The 18,751-nt window shown below is 42.7% G+C and carries 20 protein-coding genes and 1 pseudogene; 12 read left to right on the top strand and 9 right to left on the bottom strand.

Going from position 1 to position 18,751, the window contains the following annotated elements; genetic code table 11:
* A pseudogene (locus EWV68_RS04695) lies at positions 1–157 on the bottom strand (Uma2 family endonuclease); the annotation flags it as partial.
* Between the two features lie 331 nt (positions 158–488).
* On the opposite strand from EWV68_RS04695, the gene EWV68_RS04690 reads away from it, so the two are divergent.
* On the top strand, positions 489–2,282 hold the full coding sequence (locus EWV68_RS04690) for a fatty acyl-AMP ligase (RefSeq protein ID WP_287168986.1): 1,794 nt from the start codon (positions 489–491) through the stop codon (positions 2,280–2,282).
* Between the two features lie 325 nt (positions 2,283–2,607).
* Here EWV68_RS04690 and lspA read toward each other — a convergent pair whose 3' ends face one another.
* Genes lspA through bioB form a run of 3 tightly spaced genes read right to left on the bottom strand, consistent with a single transcriptional unit; the run spans position 2,608 to position 4,803 of the window.
* Positions 2,608–3,075, bottom strand: a complete 468-nt coding sequence (lspA, locus tag EWV68_RS04685) for a signal peptidase II (protein WP_287168988.1) — start codon at positions 3,073–3,075, stop codon at positions 2,608–2,610.
* A gap of 11 nt (positions 3,076–3,086) precedes the next feature.
* Positions 3,087–3,737, bottom strand: coding sequence for a biotin transporter BioY (locus EWV68_RS04680; protein WP_287168985.1), 651 nt, complete (start codon positions 3,735–3,737; stop codon positions 3,087–3,089).
* Positions 3,709–4,803, bottom strand: coding sequence for a biotin synthase BioB (gene bioB / locus EWV68_RS04675; RefSeq protein ID WP_287168984.1), 1,095 nt, complete (start codon positions 4,801–4,803; stop codon positions 3,709–3,711). Before bioB ends, EWV68_RS04680 begins: the two co-directional genes overlap by 29 nt.
* A 133-nt stretch (positions 4,804–4,936) precedes the next feature.
* Between bioB and rfbC the strand changes: the two genes are divergently transcribed.
* The 6 genes from rfbC (at position 4,937) to uvrC (ending at position 11,198) form a co-directional block, all read left to right on the top strand.
* Positions 4,937–5,482, top strand: coding sequence for a dTDP-4-dehydrorhamnose 3,5-epimerase (gene rfbC / locus EWV68_RS04670; protein ID WP_061431592.1), 546 nt, complete (start codon positions 4,937–4,939; stop codon positions 5,480–5,482).
* A gap of 5 nt (positions 5,483–5,487) precedes the next feature.
* Complete coding sequence (gene rfbD, locus EWV68_RS04665) at positions 5,488–6,363, top strand: dTDP-4-dehydrorhamnose reductase (protein WP_061431593.1); 876 nt, start codon at positions 5,488–5,490, stop codon at positions 6,361–6,363.
* A gap of 4 nt (positions 6,364–6,367) precedes the next feature.
* Positions 6,368–7,441: a glucose-1-phosphate thymidylyltransferase gene (locus tag EWV68_RS04660; protein WP_287168983.1), complete on the top strand. Its 1,074-nt coding sequence runs from the start codon at positions 6,368–6,370 to the stop codon at positions 7,439–7,441.
* 172 nt (positions 7,442–7,613) lie between these two features.
* Positions 7,614–8,699 carry a 3-isopropylmalate dehydrogenase gene (gene leuB / locus EWV68_RS04655; RefSeq protein ID WP_287168981.1) on the top strand — a complete coding sequence of 362 codons (1,086 nt, stop codon included), beginning with the start codon at positions 7,614–7,616 and terminating at the stop codon, positions 8,697–8,699.
* Positions 8,700–8,779: 80 nt separating this feature from the next.
* On the top strand, positions 8,780–9,040 hold the full coding sequence (locus EWV68_RS04650) for a hypothetical protein (RefSeq protein WP_002734814.1): 261 nt from the start codon (positions 8,780–8,782) through the stop codon (positions 9,038–9,040).
* Positions 9,041–9,320: 280 nt separating this feature from the next.
* Positions 9,321–11,198 carry an excinuclease ABC subunit UvrC gene (gene uvrC, locus EWV68_RS04645; protein WP_287168979.1) on the top strand — a complete coding sequence of 626 codons (1,878 nt, stop codon included), beginning with the start codon at positions 9,321–9,323 and terminating at the stop codon, positions 11,196–11,198.
* On the opposite strand, the gene EWV68_RS04640 is transcribed toward uvrC, so the two are convergent.
* From EWV68_RS04640 to EWV68_RS04625, 4 genes are all read right to left on the bottom strand, one after another.
* On the bottom strand, positions 11,191–11,640 hold the full coding sequence (locus EWV68_RS04640; protein ID WP_002776239.1) for a putative toxin-antitoxin system toxin component, PIN family: 450 nt from the start codon (positions 11,638–11,640) through the stop codon (positions 11,191–11,193). The two genes, uvrC and EWV68_RS04640, sit on opposite strands and share 8 nt — an antisense overlap.
* Positions 11,600–11,812, bottom strand: a complete 213-nt coding sequence (locus tag EWV68_RS04635; RefSeq protein WP_061431597.1) for a ribbon-helix-helix domain-containing protein — start codon at positions 11,810–11,812, stop codon at positions 11,600–11,602. Before EWV68_RS04635 ends, EWV68_RS04640 begins: the two co-directional genes overlap by 41 nt.
* A gap of 211 nt (positions 11,813–12,023) precedes the next feature.
* Positions 12,024–12,308, bottom strand: coding sequence for a hypothetical protein (locus EWV68_RS04630; RefSeq protein WP_061431598.1), 285 nt, complete (start codon positions 12,306–12,308; stop codon positions 12,024–12,026).
* Entirely contained in the window at positions 12,298–12,594 is a 297-nt protein-coding gene (locus EWV68_RS04625; protein WP_061431599.1) for a BrnT family toxin, read from the bottom strand. Before EWV68_RS04625 ends, EWV68_RS04630 begins: the two co-directional genes overlap by 11 nt.
* Before the next feature lie 383 nt (positions 12,595–12,977).
* Here EWV68_RS04625 and EWV68_RS04620 point away from each other — a divergent pair, with 383 nt between their 5' ends.
* The 4 genes from EWV68_RS04620 (at position 12,978) to EWV68_RS04605 (ending at position 16,394) form a co-directional block, all read left to right on the top strand.
* Complete coding sequence (locus tag EWV68_RS04620; RefSeq protein WP_287168977.1) at positions 12,978–14,570, top strand: DUF445 domain-containing protein; 1,593 nt, start codon at positions 12,978–12,980, stop codon at positions 14,568–14,570.
* Positions 14,571–14,787: 217 nt separating this feature from the next.
* Positions 14,788–15,426 carry a hypothetical protein gene (locus EWV68_RS04615; RefSeq protein ID WP_061431601.1) on the top strand — a complete coding sequence of 213 codons (639 nt, stop codon included), beginning with the start codon at positions 14,788–14,790 and terminating at the stop codon, positions 15,424–15,426.
* Positions 15,427–15,579: 153 nt separating this feature from the next.
* Positions 15,580–15,873: a hypothetical protein gene (locus tag EWV68_RS04610; protein ID WP_045361517.1), complete on the top strand. Its 294-nt coding sequence runs from the start codon at positions 15,580–15,582 to the stop codon at positions 15,871–15,873.
* A gap of 2 nt (positions 15,874–15,875) precedes the next feature.
* Positions 15,876–16,394, top strand: coding sequence for a low molecular weight protein-tyrosine-phosphatase (locus EWV68_RS04605; RefSeq protein WP_061431734.1), 519 nt, complete (start codon positions 15,876–15,878; stop codon positions 16,392–16,394).
* 14 nt (positions 16,395–16,408) lie between these two features.
* Here the strand turns inward: EWV68_RS04605 and EWV68_RS04600 are convergent, their stop codons facing one another.
* Complete coding sequence (locus EWV68_RS04600) at positions 16,409–17,065, bottom strand: response regulator transcription factor (protein ID WP_061431602.1); 657 nt, start codon at positions 17,063–17,065, stop codon at positions 16,409–16,411.
* 360 nt (positions 17,066–17,425) lie between these two features.
* On the opposite strand from EWV68_RS04600, the gene EWV68_RS04595 reads away from it, so the two are divergent.
* The gene (locus EWV68_RS04595) at positions 17,426–18,541 is read left to right on the top strand and encodes a branched-chain amino acid ABC transporter permease (protein ID WP_287168975.1); all 1,116 of its coding nucleotides are present in this window, start codon (positions 17,426–17,428) and stop codon (positions 18,539–18,541) included.
* Positions 18,542–18,751: the final 210 nt, after the last annotated feature.

Genomic DNA, 18,751 nt, shown 5'->3' with positions numbered 1-18,751 from the left:
AAGCGTAGTAATCACTCCTCTCGCGCCATAATAATTCTAGACAACTAAGGAGAATGATGATCTGTTGCAGGTGTAGATCACTTTCCAATGGTGGTTCATCACTCCATAAATCTGTGGGGGGATAGGTGACATCTGGGATAATGTCTAGGGCTGTCATGACTTTTTCCCGATATTTTAGGGTTGATTAATTATAGCTTTTTACCACAATTGCACAGATAAGGCGGGCGGGATTTTAACCAATAACTTAAGTAGGTAGGCGTTAAAAATCATCAGACACCCCCCTTATCAAGGGGGATCCCCCCGCCTTCGGCTTCCCCCCTTATCAAGGGGGGCTAGGGGGGATCGAACCTAAAATCCATTTTTAATTTAATTATAACCAGCTACTTAATCCTATACCTTGACCGATCGCCTTTCGCACTTTATCCTAGCGCCATGGGCAAATATCTTAAAACTTCTATACAATAGCGCCAATAAGCCCGATAACAACGATGACTGAAACCTTAATTCAACCTGCCACCCTAGTAGAACTCTTACGTTACCGCGCCACGGCACAACCAGAGGGCCATGCCTACACTTTTCTTATCGATGGTAGAAAAGAAACCCCACCTTTAACCTACAGTGAACTCGATCGCCAAGCAAGAGCAATCGCCGCCTATTTGCAAAAATACCAGGCCCAAGGGGAACGGGCCTTGTTACTCTATCCTCAAAGTTTAGAAGTAGTGGCCGCTTTTTGTGGTTGTCTCTACGCGGGAGTGATTGCCATTCCCGTCCCCCCACCGGAATCGGGACGACTTAAGCGCACTCTGCCCCGTTTACGGGCAATTGTCAAGGATGCTAATGCCACCTTTGCCCTAGTTACCGAAAGTATTCTGACTCTTATTGAAGGTGTTAAGGAAGAATTCCCAGAATTCGACCAAATGAAATGGATTACTACCGAAAGTATTGATATTTCCCTAGCGGACCAATGGCAAGATCCCCAGGTGGATAAATCGGCGCTTGCTTATCTGCAATATACCTCCGGTTCGACTAATATCCCCAAAGGGGTGATGTTAAGTCATTTTAACCTGATGCACCATTGCGGTTACTTGCAAAAAGCTTGTGGTTACGAACCGGATAGCGTTACCCTAACTTGGATGCCCTATTTTCACGATTACGGGTTAGTCGAAGGTATCACCGTCCCCCTCTACAACGGTACACCCTGCTATCTCATGTCTCCCTTTGCTTTTATTAAGCGTCCGATGCAGTGGTTAAAAAATATTACTAAGTACAAAGTTACTCATAGTCAGGCCCCCAACTTCGCCTATGATCTTTGTACTCGCAGGATTAAAGCTGCCGATTTAGCGGAATTAGACCTGAGCAGTTGGCAGGCCGCGGGAAATGCCGCCGAACCGATTAACCCGAAGGTCATGGCCAAATTTGTCGATACTTTTGCCGATTACGGCTTTTCTTGGCAAACTTTCGCCCCTGCCTACGGATTAGCTGAATATACCCTCTTGATTTCCAATAAACCCAAGGGAACCACCCCAATTATCACCGCTTTGGATGCAACCGCCTACGAACGCGGTAAAATTGTCCCTGTAGGCTCCGATCGAACCACGGGAGTTAGATCCGTCCCTAGTTGTGGTCGTCGCGTCTGTGATACCCGTATAGCTATCGTTAATCCCGATACTTTCACCCTTTGTGCAGCTGATGAAGTGGGCGAAATTTGGGCCAGTGACCCCAGTATGGCCGCTGGATATTGGCAACGGGAAGACGCAACCAAAGAGACTTTTCAAGCTTATCTTGCTGATACAGGAGAAGGACCGTTTTTACGCACCGGAGATTTAGGTTTTCTTCTCGATGGGGAATTGTATATCACGGGACGGATTAAGGATTTAATTATTGTCCGTGGCAGTAATCATTATCCCCAGGATTTAGAATGGTCAGTACAGCATCTTAATGAGGTTTTTCGTCCCGATTATGGTGCGGCTTTTTCCATTGAAGATAATGGCGAGGAACAGTTAGTTATTGTCCAGGAATTAGAACGTCGCAGCGGCGAATTAGATACGGCTAAATTAATCGCCGATATCCGTCAAGAAATCGCCGAAGAACACGAAATTATGACCCATGCGATTGTTCTGGCTAAATCGGGAACAATTCTCAAAACTGCCAGTGGCAAAATTCAACGCCGCGCTATTAAACAGAATTTTCTCAATGGTAATATTAGTATTATCGATGCTTGGTCAGAAAATCCTCAGTTAGTTAGTAAATTCGATCGCTCTAATTCTGCAACAGAAGCATAGTTTTTCGGGTGGGCATTGCTCACCCGATCGAGGATAACAGAGGCAGGGGGCAGGAGGCAGGGGGCAGGGGTAGGGTTGATTCATAGTAGGGTTGATTCATAGTAGGGTTGATTCATGAATCAACCCTACCCGTTGGGGGCGTGGCGCCGCCCCCAAACCCCGGAGCGCATTAGTTTTTCGGTGGGATGCTTACAGACGGCTGCTGATATATCTGTAATAATTTAAGAGTCACTCCACTTGCATTTGAACTGAAAAAGTAAGGGCGAAGCATTCGGATAGGAAATCTACGGTTTCAGCGATAGGTTATCGCCCGAATGCTTCGCCCCTACGGGATCCTTGACTTGTGGGGAAAGGTAGAAATTAAGAGGCAAATAATCCCGATATTAATAAAAACGTCGGCCAGATTAAAAACAGGAAAATTAATCAATCTAAAATCGAGAAAATCCACCACATAACCAAACAAAAAGCGATCGATACCATTGCCGAAAGCCCCTGCTAAAATAAAACCGTAGGCTAATTGTTCCCAACGATTTAAATGCGGTCCAAAGTAGGCAAAAGCCATTAATCCCAAACTAACTAATAAGGATAGCCATTTTAGCCAACCAACACCGCCCCGAAAAGCACTAAAAGCCGCCCCAGTATTAATCACATAGGTAAAATGAAAAACCCCCGGAATAATCGGGAAAGTATCACCAATTTGCTCAAAACTCTGCACGGTTATATACTTAGTTAATTGGTCTAAAATTAGACCAATCACCGCCACTATCCAAAACCAGCGATTCTTTTTTAACATTGGCTGTGGCATCAGTAAAATAATAATTTACGGAAGAAAAAGGCAATAATTACCACCACACAAATTACTACTAACTGCCCTAAAAATGGCCAGACTGAATAATTCATAAATAGGGTGGGCAAACTATCGGGAAAGGTGATTTGACTAGCTTGGGGCTGAAAAATCGACAATCCCAGCATATATAATAAACCGCACAGATGAATCACTAACAAACCGGCAAAAGCACTTAAAGCCAGGGTTTCTATCTTGGCGCGCCAGCGAAAAGCCAGCCAACCACACAGCCATGCCCCCGGCATAAAGCCTAAAATATAGCCAAAACTGGGTTCTTTCAGATAACCCATTCCCCCACCCTGGGCAAACACCGGCAACCAAGTTAAACCCAGGAAAATATAGGCCACCTGGGCGAGAAGCCCAGCATTTTTGCCCCCCAGACAGCCCGTTAACAATACTGCCCCAATTTGGTAAGTTATGCCCAGTTTTTGCGAAGATAGACCCGCAGCCGACCAACTAGCTAGGCTGACTGGAACAAATGTACTAAAAGTTGTCAGCAACAAACCAATCAAAGCCCAGATTAACTCATTGGGAACCGATGCGGAAGTGCGCCGGGGCGGAGATTCTCGTCCTCGACGTGATTTAGGTTGCCTGTTGGGGTTGGTATTCACCGGGGATGGGGGCTTCTCCTCCTATTAGACTAAGATCAGCCAACATCGCCTGATCCTGTTGGGGGGGTTGTCCTAGAGTGGTCAAATAATGCCCAATCAGCATAGCATTAATTCCCGATTTTAGCCCCAGATTTTGCAATTCTCCCATGACTGCCTCTCGTCCCCCGGCATAACGGAGGATTTGTTGGGGCAAGATAAACCGGAAAATAGCGATCGCTTTTAGGGCAGTAAAGGGGTCTAGTTTGGGTAAATGACCTAGAGGGGTGCCACTTCTGGGGTTTAATAGGTTAATCGGCACTGATTCCACTTCTAATTCCGCCAGAGAAAAAGCTAAATCGATACGATCGGTCCAACTTTCCCCCATACCGATAATTCCGCCCGTACAAGCCTGAATTCCCGCCGCTTTCAGGTTTTTTACCGTTTCTACCCGATCCTGCCAACTGTGGGTGGAGACCACGTTAGGATAAAAATTCTCGGCAGCCTCCAGATTGTGATTATAACGGGTAACTCCGGCTTCTTTTAAGGCCTGCGCTTGGGCAAGGGTTAACTCTCCCAGAGCGCAGCAGGGTTTAATCTTGGCTGTTTCGATGATTTCTTGAACTGTGGCTAGTATTTCCTCGAATTCCTTGTATTTGGGGCTATTATACTTTAATCCCCGTCCTTGACTAACTAAACAGAAGCGTTTGGCCCCCGCTTCGGCTGCCGCTTTCGCATGGCTGACGATTTCCTCGCGACTTTTTAAACCGTAGATAGGCGAATCTTCTCCGGGATGGTGGACGGATTGGGAACAAAAACTACAATTTTCCGAACAACTTCCCGATTTTATGTTGATAATGCTACATAAATCCACCGTATTACCACAACAGGCCTGACGAATGCGATCGGCAGCCTCACATAAGCTGAAAATATTTTCCTGACCTTCGATCGCAGTTAAAGCTAAGGCCTCTTGCTTACTGAGTCGATCGCCGGCGATAATCTGATTAGCCCTAGTCTGTAACCAGTTTTTTAAGGCTTCTCCCTCCACGGGGATAGATTGAGTAGCGGTGTGTGTAGAGACTTGTACCACGTCGTTTATGCTCTAACTAAGTTAGGCTCATCTTATCATTATTCAGTTACCGAGGAAAGATTAATCAAAAAATTTAGAAAAAAATACCCTTTTGTGCTAAACTACCCGCAAAAGTTATCTTGTCTCCGATTTTATGAAAGTTATTCCCACGGAAATTCCTGATGTTTTAATTATTGAACCGCAAGTTTACGGAGACGATCGAGGTTTTTTCTTGGAGAGTTTTAATCAGAAAGATTTTCGAGAAAAAACTGGTGTTAATACCACTTTTGTCCAGGATAATCACTCTATGTCCCTAAAAAATGTCCTGCGAGGATTGCACTATCAAATCCCCAATCCCCAGGGTAAACTGGTGCGAGTAGTGAATGGTAGTGTTTTTGATGTGGCAGTGGATGCGCGTCAAAGTTCCCCCACTTTTGGGCAATGGGTAGGCTGTGTTTTAAGTGCGGAAAATAAACGTATTTTCTGGGTTCCCGAAGGTTTTGCCCATGGGTTTTTAGTCCTCTCCGAGCGAGCAGAATTTCTCTACAAAACCACTAATTATTATTATCCCCAATACGAAAAAACCATCGCCTGGAATGATGCCGATTTAGGGATTGATTGGCCATTAGAGACCCCGCCGATTCTCTCCCCTAAAGACCAAGCTGGACAACCCTTTAAATCCGTGGAAGTTTTCCCCTAAAGACAATGAAAAAAGTTTTACTAATTGGTGCTAAAGGTCAAGTGGGACAAGAGTTACAAGTAACTTTACCCCAGTTAGGTGAAGTTATTAGTATCGGTCGAGAAGAACTAGATTTAACTAACTCGGAAAAAATCGGCCAGTTAATTAGGGAAATTCACCCCGATTATCTCGTTAATGCCTCCGCTTATACGGCAGTGGATAAAGCCGAAACCGAGCCAGATTTAGCCTATTCTATCAATGCGATAGCCCCGAAAATCATGGCGGAAGCTGCCGAGAAAACTAAAGCTAAATTTCTCCATATTTCCACCGATTATGTGTTTGATGGTCGAAAAAATACTCCCTATCTAGAAACCGATCTAACTAATCCTTTAGGGGTTTATGGACAATCAAAGTTAAGGGGAGAAGAGGAGATTAAGACTGTTAATTCTCAGGCAATTATCCTGCGGACTGCTTGGGTTTACGGCAGTTATGGCAAAAGTAATTTTGTCAAAACCATGCTGAGATTAGGCAAGGAAAGAGAGGAGTTAAAAGTAGTTGTTGATCAGCTGGGAAGTCCCACTTGGTCAAAAGATATCGCCGCGGCAATTACTCAGCTTTTAATTAATGCCGATAATCCCGCAGGAATCTATAATTTTACTAATAGCGGTGTTGCCAGTTGGTTTGATTTAACTAAAGCGATTTTTGAGGAGGCAAAAATAAGCGGTATTCCCCTAAAAATTCAGAGAGTAATTCCCATTACTACGGCTGAATATCCTACCCCAGCAGTGCGTCCAGCCTACTCGGTTCTTTCCGGTCAAAAAATCTCGCAACAATTGGGTTATATTCCTCCCTATTGGCGGGATTCTCTCAAAGCTATGCTCAACCAACTATTTAATCTTTAACACTATGAAAGCACTAATTTTATCTGGTGGCAAAGGTACGAGGTTACGTCCCCTAACTTATACTGGGGCAAAACAGTTAGTTCCCGTGGCCAATAAACCGATTTTATGGTATGGAATCGAGTCAATTGTGGCCGCAGGAATTACCGATATTGGCATTATTATCAGTCCCGAAACTGGGGAAGAAATTCGTCAGACCACGGGCAATGGTGAACAGTTTGGGGCTAAGATAACTTATATTCGCCAAGATCAACCAGCTGGATTAGCTCACGCGGTTAAAACTGCCCAATCTTTCCTAGGAGATTCCCCCTTTATTATGTACTTGGGTGATAACCTAATTGAGGATGATTTATCGCCCTTTTTAGACTCTTTCCAAAAACAGTCCCTTGATGCTTTAATTCTCCTGCGAAAAGTGTCTAATCCCAGTGCTTTTGGGGTGGCAAAAGTAGATGAAACCGGCAAAGTTTTATACTTAGTCGAAAAACCCAAAGACCCCCCCTCAAATTTAGCTTTGGTGGGGATTTATTTTTTTGCCCCCACCATTCACCAAGCGATCGCATCTATTCAACCTTCGGGCCGGGGTGAGTTAGAAATTACCGATGCTATCCAAGAATTAATCAATCAAAATAAAGCAGTAGAAGCCAATAAACTACTGGGTTGGTGGTTAGATACGGGTAAAAAAGATGATTTATTAGAGGCAAATCGGATTATCCTTGATACCAGTCTAGAAATCGCTTTGCAGGGAGAAATTGATGCTAATAGTCAGGTGATCGGACGGGTACAAATTGGTCAGGGTAGTAAAATTATTAATAGTACCATTCGCGGTCCTGTAATTATTGGAGAAAATTGTCACATTGAGAATTGTTTTATCGGTCCCTATAGCAGTGTGGCTAATGGAGTAAAATTAATCGATGCCGACATAGAACACAGTGTTATTCTCAAAGATGCCACGATTATTGGCATTCATCAGCGCATAGTTGATAGTGTTATTGGACGACGGGCAAAATTAGAAATTGCCCCCCAACGTCCAAAAGCTTTACGCTTTATGATCGGGGATGATTCCCATGTGGAATTAGTCTAGTTATCGGGGATTAACTGCCCCTTATAATTAATACCAGAGGATCGAGAATTTCCCTAGCTAATTCCGCAGCGGTTCCCTGGTTTTTCTGGCAAAGATTGACATTTTTAGGAGAAAAAAGCCCACCTAACTATGTTATAATTAAGAGTCTGACCTATTTTACCGTTCTAGAACTATGACGCAACAGTATCGCATTACCCTGCTACCCGGCGATGGCATCGGGCCGGAAATCCTCGCTGTCACCGTAGAGATACTGAAAGTCATCGCTAAAAAATTTGACCTCCAGTTTGACTTCCAAACCGCTTTAATTGGAGGGGCAGCCATTGATGAAACCGGCAGTCCCCTCCCCGAAGCAACCCTGAGCGCCTGTAAAAATAGTGATGCTGTTCTCCTGGCCGCTATCGGGGGTTATAAATGGGATAATTTGCCCCGGCAGCAAAGGCCAGAAACGGGATTATTAGGCTTAAGATCTGGCTTAGGTCTTTTTGCTAATTTACGTCCTGCCACCATTTTTCCGCAATTAATCGACGCTTCTAGTCTCAAACGGGAGATTATCGAGGGAGTGGATATCATGGTCGTCCGGGAATTGACCGGGGGTGTCTATTTCGGTCAACCGAAGGGGATTTTTGAGACAGAAACGGGAGAAAAATGCGGTGTAAATACCATGGTTTACTTAGAATCGGAGGTGGACCGCATCGCTAAGGTGGCCTTTGAAATTGCCCAAAAACGCGGCAAGAAACTCTGTTCCGTCGATAAAGCTAATGTTCTTGATGTTTCCCAACTCTGGCGCGACCGGATGACGAAAATGGCCGCTAATTATCCCGATGTGGAACTGTCTCATCTCTACGTCGATAACGCGGCCATGCAGTTAGTCCGGGCCCCCAAACAATTTGATACTATCGTCACGGGCAATTTATTCGGTGATATTCTCTCCGATGAAGCGGCCATGTTAACCGGTAGTATCGGAATGTTACCCTCCGCTAGTTTAGGGACTGCTGGGGTGGGAGTTTTTGAACCCGTCCACGGTTCGGCCCCAGATATCGCCGGCCAAGATAAAGCCAATCCGATCGCCCAGATTCTCAGTGCTGCTATGATGTTAAGATATGGGCTAAATCAGCCTTTAGCGGCAGCAGCACTGGAAAAAGCCGTAGAAAAAGTCTTAGAGTTCGGTTATCGTACCGGAGATATTTTCTCGGAAGGTATGACCTTAGTGGGATGCCAAGCTATGGGCCAGGCCATCCTGAAAGTTTTAGAATTCTAACAAAAGTGGCATAATTCCGAAATCGTCGTATAACATTGATTTAATAAATATGTCAATTTAATCGTGGGGAGACGAGTGATATGGTAGCCCTATCCGAGAAAACAGAACAACAACGTGTCGATATGGAAATCCCAATTTTGTTAGATCCTACTGTCTTACGGGCGGCCAGACGCATTTATCGCATCTACTGTACCCTCAATAGCAGAGTTAGTAAACGTCCTTTCGGTGTCGCTATTAACCGCGACAATCATCGGGGACAATTGATTTTTAACAATAAACCGATTCTTCTCCCCGGGGAATGTTTCGTCCCGATTAAGCAAATCGAATCGGAAGCCTATTAATTTTTGTGAAGATTTGCCCTAAATATCTTGCCAAACGTCAGCTAATACCCACTGGCGTAGTTTTTTTGTCTAATATAGGGTTTGCTGAATAAATCTAAAAACATTGTTCGATAAGACTTTTAGACCTTTTTGAAATCCAAAAGTACCGGCCATTGGAGTAATGGGGGGGAAAATTCCGGGACTTTTTCCCTGAAAATCGGTAAAACCCTACACCCCACACCCTACACCCCACACCCCACACCCAAGACAAACTTTTTGCCGCAAACCCTAATATAAAAGAATGTTCGGGAATAATCTTAACTCTACCCTAATCCAAGACCTCGATCGCCTAGAAAATCGTCTTCGGGAAATTCCCCTCGAACCGGGGGTGTACTTCCTGCGCGACCAAAATGGCGAAATTCTCTACATCGGTAAATCCAAAAAACTCCGGTCTAGAGTCCGTTCCTATTTTCGTCCCAGTCAACCCCTCAGTCCCCGCATTGCTTTGATGGTGCGACAGGTGACAGAAATTGAATTTATCGTCACCGACACGGAAGCAGAATCTTTGGCCCTGGAAGCTAATCTAATTAAACAACATCAGCCCCATTTTAATACTCTCCTCAAGGACGATAAAAAATATCCATACATTTGTATTACTTGGTCGGAAACCTACCCGCGCATTTTTATCACCCGCAAACGTAGCATAAATAACCAAAAAGACCGTTATTATGGTCCCTACGTCGATACCAGGCTGCTGCGCCACACTTTACACCTAATTAAACGCACTTTTCCCCTGCGTCAACGTCCCCAACCTCTTTTTAAAGACCGTCCCTGTTTAAATTATGATATCGGTCGTTGTCCGGGGGTTTGTCAAAAATTAATTAGTCCCCAAGATTATCGGGAAACCTTGCAGAAAGTGGCGATGATTTTTCAGGGAAGGACGGGAGAATTATTAGAGAAATTAGCAGCAAAGATGCTAGAAGCGTCGGAAAACCTAGATTTTGAAAAAGCGGCCACGATTAGGGATCAAATTCGCGGATTACAGGCTCTTAATACCGATCAAAAAGTCTCTTTACCCGATGATACCGTATCCCGGGACGCGATCGCTTTAGCTAAAGACGAGCAGCATTGTTGCATACAATTATTCCAAGTGCGTTCCGGTCGTTTGGTGGGACGTTTGGGATTTTTTGCCGATAGTCAGTCAGCAAACGAGGGAGAAATCCTGCAAAAAGTCCTAGAAGAACATTATTTATCGGTGGAAGGGGTGGAAATTCCTAGCGAAATCCTGTTACCCTGCGAATTACCGGAAGGTGAGGTGTTAGCGGGATGGTTAAGGGAAAAAAAAGGTCGCAAAGTCGAGTTAACTGTCCCCCAACGGCAAAGTAAAGCGGATTTATTAGCTATGGTCGAGAAAAACGCTCTTTATGAGTTAGAAAAGACGAAAAGAAGCGCCGACCGAGATTTACAGTCTTTGCAGGATTTAGCGGTAATTCTCGATTTACCGGCACTGCCGCACCGCATCGAGGGTTATGATATTTCTCATATTCAGGGTTCTAATGCAGTCGCGTCGGGAGTGGTGTTTATCGATGGGGTGGCCGCTAATCAACATTATCGTCACTATAAAATCAAAAATCCCGAGGTTAAAATCGGCCATTCCGATGATTTTGCCAGTTTAGCAGAAGTAATTCGCCGGCGTTTCCGTCGTTATGCCGAAAATACCGATAATATTGCCGAAAGTGATGATTTTCCCGATTTGGTCATGATTGATGGGGGAAAAGGACAATTATCGGCAGTGGTGACAGTTTTAGGGGAGATGAATTTATTAGAACAGGTAAAAGTTGTTAGTTTAGCTAAACAGAGAGAGGAGATTTTTTTACCAGGAGAATCCTCTCCTTTAGAGACGGATAAGGAACAACCCGGAGTGCAATTATTGCGTCGAGTCAGGGATGAAGCGCACCGCTTTGCTGTTAGCTTTCACCGACAACAAAGGATGCAAAAAAGTCGCCGTTCCCGTCTTGATGAGATACCGGGTTTAGGTTTTAAGCGACAAAAAGATTTATTAGCTCATTTTCATTCTCTGGATTATATTCGCGAAGCTTCCCTAGAACAATTGCAACAGGTGACAGGAATTGGGGAACAATTAGCTAAGGAAATTTATAATTATTTTCATCCTAGGTAGGGATAAGCTGTTGAAGAATATCTAAGGCTTGACGGGGGGTTATGATGAGAATATCTTCAATAACGCCTAGTTTTAGCAAATCCGATTTATCCCCACTCACCAGATAATCAGCTTTACCCGCAATCGCTGTGGCCAAAATGATATTATCATCTGGGTCGGGTGAATAAGACACAATAGGGAGGGATGTCACGCAGAGGGTAGAAGCGGTTATCCCTGCTAACATGGTTTGGGCTTCTTCTGGGGTGAAATAACGTTGCAATTTAGGATAAGCCATCACTCGCTGTAATTCTTCAAGTTGCGATGTCGAGGTCACTAGCTCAAACAGATTCACACGCCATGCTTGATAAAGAAGATAAGGCGGTGTATTTTTGCGTAACAGTGCAGAAATTAGAATATTGGTATCAAGAACGAGACGCAGCACGAGTTTCTCGGATAGCCTCATTGATAGATTCTTCGATTTCTTCCTCGGAATAACGCAAGTTACGTTCTTGGACAGAATCCACGGTTTCTTCAAAGCTCGCTCTTTGTGCCGCTTCTTCAACGTATTGGGATAAGCTTCCCTTTTTTGCGCCTTTTTGTCCTAAAGCTGATCCGGTTAGTGACCAACGTACCATGATTTTTCTCCTTTAGCCCCTAAACGCATAAACATCATAACCCATTTCTAGCAACAATTAGAAAGAATAAATTTTAACCTCAGATAAGGTGCTTTACACCCAACTAAGAATAACCGTTGGGGTGGTTGGGTTTCGCTTTTTCAATCGAATTGAGCCATTTTCGACCCCGTATTGTTTCGCTTAACTCAACCTAGGAGGCCGAAAACCTAGACTAACGCGGAGTAACTTCACTCAACGCTTCTTGCAGCACTTCATCACTTACACCATGACGCTTCAAACTAGCAACGAGAGCAGAAATTGTATCTCCCTCTAGACGCTCCAAATCCGCACGCAGCCCTTGTCCAATGTAAGCACGCATCAAAGGTTGATAACCTGAGAAACCAAGCAACGGTGCAACCCGCTTTAAATCTTCAATCACATCTTCGGGAATAGGAATCGTGATTGTAGTCATAGGGCGATTTTTCTCCAGTCGTTTTTTTAATGCCTCAACTTTCATAATACTCACGTTCCTTGCGTGTGGCTTTGCGAGCCGAAATGATCCGAATGATGTCGTTTTCAGGCTCAATATAGACGACGTACAGGAGATTCCACCGTCTATCTAACCCAATGACCGCATCTCGTGCCTGATCATTGCGACTTGCATCAACAACAACCAGCAGTGGATCGAAGAAGACTTCTGCTGCTTGCTGAAACGTAATACCGTCATGGTTGATCGGGTTAATCCTAGATTTCTCGTCATTCCAAACAAAAGTAATGCCACTGAGGACAAAATAGACATCCATACTTGTAGTATAGGCAGGATGTATTTACATTGTCAATACTTTATTAACACACCCTACGAGAGCAGCAATTATTATAGGTTGGGTTGACGCAAGGAAAAACACCCTACGAGGCTCTAGGCTTATTGACAGATAAAAATCAATTCAGGGTGATTTTATGCTAATCTGCGACTTACCGACTTATAATAAAAATGTTCTTGCCAAAGAAGCTGTAGCTAACTGCTTAACTGAATCTGCTAGGATGCTATCACAGAATAGAAGACCACATCTATTAATTGCTGAGGCAGAACTAAGTTTAACCGCTCTTTTTTCACTACTTCTATCGCTTTGGGTCTAAAAAATTAGGCGTTTTGGTTTACCATAGTCAAAGTGTGCTTTCTAGGCTAATGACTTTGACTAAAACCCCCGTGATCAGAAACCGTCGTTTTTCCCCGCGCAATCTCTTTGAGACTTGCATGGCCCTATTGGTGTTATGCAATTATATTCTTGTTATTTTCGATTTAACCTATGTTCCCCTGCGAGATTTTTGGTTACAGGGACGCTTGCAAATAACTTTATTAAGATTTAATGAACCAATAAAACTCGGGCCGATTTCCTTTCAAGAATTACAAATACCTCCCGATAAACCCCTAGAAATTCCCTTTGTTAAAGGAATCGCTAAGTATGATGTGGTGAAAGGGATTAAACCCTATCGCAGTACCAGTGAATATTTAGATACGGTTAATAAACTTAATCAAATAATTAATCAAAAGCTCTTTAACCCAGAGTTTAATCTGCAAGAATATCGCCAAGAAATTGAAAAAATTTTAGACAATTTGCGCCAAAAAAGTGTCAATATGATTGATAATAATCCCTTTGCATTGGCAGAGAAAACTGGGACTTTAGAGAAGATTAAAAATAAAATGCGCTTGCGGGTTTTTAAAACGGAAAATGTTTCCGCAAAAGCAGCCTTTCAGAAGTTTTGGAGTTGGGATTATCTCATTCAAAATGGCTGGGAAAAAGAGTTGAAGTTTTTTAATCAAGAAATTCAACCTTTAATAGAAACTAATTATTTTCGTCCCCTAGGAGAAGATGGGAGACCGATAGATAACTTTGAGGCGATCGATTTTTTATTTGGTACCATCTTTTTCTGGGAATTTATGCTGAGAACTTGGTGGATTGCTCGCACTCATAAAGGCCTACGGTGGCGCGAGGCTATGTTATGGCGTTGGTATGATATTTTTCTGTTTATTCCTATCTGGAGATGGCTGCGATTTATTCCTACCGTTATTCGCCTAGATCAAGTTAAAATTATTAACTTAAGACTAATTAAAGAACAGGCCGTTAAAGGCCTAGTTGCGCTAATTTCTAAAGATGTTACTGAGATAATTGTTCTGAGAATCATTAATAAAATTCAGGAATATATTCGACAGGGACAAGTGGAGAAACTTCTCGATCGATCCCTCAATGGCGGATATAATAATCTCAATGATACTAATGAAGTTATTGAAATTTTTCAGTTAGTAGTTAATAGCACCGTTGACAAGGTTTTACCGCAAATTAAACCAGAAGCAGAAGCTTTAATTAAATACAATATCGAGAAAATTCTCAGTCAAACTCCTGCGTATCAGAGCTTATTGCGATTACCCGGCATGAAAGGGTTAAAAACTGACTTGAGTAATCGTCTATCTAGTCAATTGTATCAATCCTTTGTTAATATAGCTGAAAAGATTACCCAGGAAGACGAAGTTTTTGAGCGTTTATTGCAGCAATTAGTCCAACGTTTCGGGCAATCTCTCGCCGGGGAATTACAATCCCGTCACAGTTTAGAAAGAATCGAGATGTTATTAATTATATTCCTAGAAGAAGTGAAATTAAACTATGTAGAAGAATTCTCGGATGAAGACTTAGAAACTATCCTCGAACAAACTCGGTTACTCCACTCTAAAAATGTAGAAACTAACCCAGCAGAAACCATGAATCACCGTCGTCTTCCCTAAAAATTAGCGATCATTGATTAGGTAATACTAAATCCGTTAAGTATAGGCTACTTGTAAGGAGAGGCACTCATGGAAAAGGCACTCATGCAAAAGGGGGAATAAATAATCAGTCTTTAATAACCAGATTTAGTATAATATTGCTTGACATTTTGCTCACTTTTGGACTAAAATATCCGATGAGAAATCCATTACTCAATTAAGCTAATTATCTACTCTCATGTTAACAAAAATTATTCTCGGTTTACTTTGGTTAGGCTTCGGATTATACGCTTTTTTACTAGCACCCCCCGATCAACCAGATACAATAAATTTAATTATCGATCTTTCCACTGGGAAATGGCAAAATATCAACCCGTTAATTATCGCTCTTTTTAACCTGATGGGAGTTTGGCCACTTATCTACACTAGCCTTTTAATTATCGATGGTCGTGACCAAAAAATCATCGCTTGGCCCTTTACTTTTGCCTCCTTTGCCGTGGGTGCTTTCGCTATTTTACCCTATCTAACTCTCCGTCAATCCAACAGCAATTTTACTGGTAAAAAAAATCTGGTCATTAAACTTTTAGACTCACCTTGGTTAGGAGTAATTGCCCTAATTACTGCGGCAATTTTAATCGCTTACGGATTAATTAACGGCAATTGGTCTGATTTTTGGCATCAGTGGCAAACTAGCCGTTTTATTCATGTTATGAGTTTAGATTTCTGTCTTTTAACCCTATTATGTCCAATTTTGCTGCAAGATGATCTAACCCGACGGGGATTAAAAAATCCTTTCCTGTTGCCGGTAATTTCCCTATTACCTCTAATCGGTCCGGCAATTTATTTAATTATTCGTCCTCGCTTAGGGGAGAATTAAGGGTAAATTGCCTTGAGGAAACTCGGCCTAGTTATCAGTTGTTTTTTAACTATTTCTTGACAAGAGAAGTTCATATTTAACAGAAATTATGCTGAGGTTCACCTAAAATATGAGGAAAGAGATTAATGTCCAGATTAGAAGGAGTGTTTAACCTTGTTAGAGAGTCAAAAACCACCTCGGATTTACTGCTTTCAAGCTGATTATCTTGCCTGCCAACAATTTAACCCCCAAGAGATTCCCGCTTGGTTATCCTTAGAAGTAAACTGGCAGGGTTATAGAATTCACACCCTACCCTGGGTAGCAGACGTAGCTAGGGTATTAGGATTATTAGCGATCGAAGATACCCCCCAAGGGTGGCAAGATTATTTAGAAAGCTTGGGATTAGCCAAAATTAGGTTAATGGACAGCGAGGAGTTTTTTGAGGATAAATCTTTATCGGGATGTTAAAAATGCCCTATAATTGGCAATTTAGTGATGATTCTACCGGTCAATTTATGCCCTATAAACTACTCTTCGTCTGTTTAGGAAATATCTGTCGTTCTCCCGCTGCCGAGAATATCATGAATTATCTGATTGAACAAGAAGGATTAAGCAATAAAATCCTCTGTGATTCGGCGGGGACTGCCGGTTATCATATCGGTTCTCCTCCCGATTCTCGCATGAATACGGCGGCCAAAAAACGCGGTATTCCTCTGCAAGGGACAGCTAGACAATTTACCCGCGAGGATTTCGAGAATTTTGATCTAATCTTAGCCATGGATAAAGCCAATTATCAAGATATTTTATCCCTAGATCGGACAGGAAAATATCAAGAAAAGGTCAAGTTAATGTGTGACTATGCCCGTTATCACCCAGAAAAAGAAGTTCCCGATCCCTACTACGGTGGTCGGGAAGGTTTTGACCGCGTAATCGAGCTACTTTTAGACTCCTGTGGCAGTCTTTTGGAGGACGTAAAAAACAAAATTTAAGTTTTTTCTTCCAGCTAATCGATTAATCTGTGTTCGAGGGAAAAACGCACCAATTCGGCGCGATTGTTAGTAGTTGTTTTTCTGAGTAAACTGCTAACATATTTCTCGATCGTGCGAGAACTAAGATGCAGTCTTTGCCCAATTTCACTATTAGAAAGTCCCCGGGCTAAATGTTCTAACACTTCCCGCTCGCGATTAGTTAACTTAAAATCGTCCTGTAAAGAAGAAGTTAAAACATCCCTAGTTTTGGGGCTTTCTTCCGGTTTTAATTTCTGATATTGACGTTCACTTTGCACCATTTGCGCTCGCTCTAAAAGATTGCGAATAACTGCTTTTAATTCCTCCATCTCAAAAGGTTTAGGAAGATAGATATCACAACCCACTTGATAACCGCGAATTCTTTCCTCTGTTGACCCTCTTTCGGTTAAAAAAATTACTGGTAATAACCTAAATTCTGGCTGTTGCCGCACCTTAGTCACCAAAGAATAGCCGTCTAAACGCGGCATTTTGATATCCGATACCAAAAGATGGGGATGATAGGTATCCAATAAATTCAAAGCTTCCAAACCATTACTCGCCGCCACCACACTATAACCTGCTAATTCTAAATAGTCTTTGACCGCTAGGCGGATACCGGGGTCATCATCGGCAATTAGAATCAAAAGAGGCATAGAAATTAACAGGACAAGGTTTTTTCAGTATTGATAGCCTAGCACCCTCCGCTCGTCACAATTGTCCATCAAGCTACAGAGGCCGTTGTAACTGATATTATACTAGCAGTTAGCAATCAGCCTTTTCAGTGATCAGTAATCAGATGTGAGTTTTCAGCTTTTTTCTCCTCCTCTCCCCACTCCCCCATCTCCCCCAACCCCTTTTTTACTTTTTACCTTGAAGATCGTTTTTGAGTTATAGCGTTTCTCATAAGTATGAAGTATAACTGGATTGGGCATCGTCTCCTGACTCCTGACTTCTGGCTCCTGACTCCCGAAACCGACAACTTTGTACCTCACTATTAAGATAATTGCCATAACATGACAGATTATTTAGTTTCCCTGACAATTTGGGCGGGTATTTACGCGATTTTTGCCCTCGGTTTAAATCTACAATGGGGATTTACTGGCTTAATTAACTTTGGTCACGTTGCTTTTGCCACTTTAGGGGCTTATGCAACGGTTTTATTAACTTTACAGGGTGTACCGATGATTTTTGCCGCCATTGTCGGGGCGATCCTAGGGGCATTGTTGGGATTGGCGATCGGTTTTTCCACCCTGAGATTAAGAGCCGATTATCTAGCGATTGTCACCATCGGGGTATCTGAGTTAATTCGTTTACTGGTGCTTAACGAGGATTGGTTAACGAAAGGCAGTTTCGGACTACAACGTTATCCCCTACCTTTGGATATAAATCCCAGTTTTCCCGTCAAATTATTAATTATTGCCCTGTTTACCCTGCTTGCTATCTTTGCTCTCTGGCAATTGGGGCGCAATCTGCAACGACAATGGCGCGAAGCGGGGCAAATTAGCGGCAAAAGCTATCAACCGACGCAAAAGAGGGCTTTAATCTTTTGGGGGTCGTTAGGGGCGATAATCCTGCTTTTTCTGTATATAAACGGTGTAATTGCCTTGAATGACTATAATTACAAAGCGGGGCTGATGGTGGTAGTTTTAGTCCTCCTCGCTCTCGTTTATACTGGTTTAGAATTACTTTTGCGATCGCCTTGGGGACGCATCCTCAAAGCGATTCGGGAAGATGAAGAAATTCCCCGGGCTTTAGGAAAAAATGTCTTTTGGTATAAGTTACAATCTTTGATGTTAGGCGGTGCGATCGCTGGTTTAGCTGGGGCTTTTTTGGCATGGCAATTAACCACTATTTACCCGACTAATTTTGAACCGTTATTGACTTTTAACGCTTGGATTATTATCATTCTCGGTGGCTCTGGTAGCAATGCCGGCACCTTACTAGGAGCGGTAATTTTCTGGGCTTACGATTCCCTGACTCGCTTTATTCTGCCCCGATTAGATATTTTTAATGATAGCCAATTAGGGGCTTTACGGATTATGATTATCGGTCTGCTGCTCATGGTTTTAATGATCTGGCGACCCCAGGGTATCCTCGGCAAAAAAGAGGAGTTAACTTTGGGAAAATAATTTCAGTTATCAGTTATCAGTTATCAGTTATCAGTTATCAGTTATCAGTTATCAGTTATCAGTTATCAGTTATCAGTTATCAGTTATCAGTTTTCAGTTATCAGTTATCAGTTATCAGTTATCAGTTATCAGTTATCAGTTATCAGTTATCAGTTATCAGTTATCAGTTATCAGTTATCAGTTATCAGTTATCAGTTATCAGTTATCAGT

The organism is Microcystis sp. M_QC_C_20170808_M9Col (genome assembly GCF_007095495.1).
GTDB lineage: Bacteria > Cyanobacteriota > Cyanobacteriia > Cyanobacteriales > Microcystaceae > Microcystis > Microcystis aeruginosa.
This window is presented reverse-complemented; position numbering and strand designations above follow the sequence as displayed.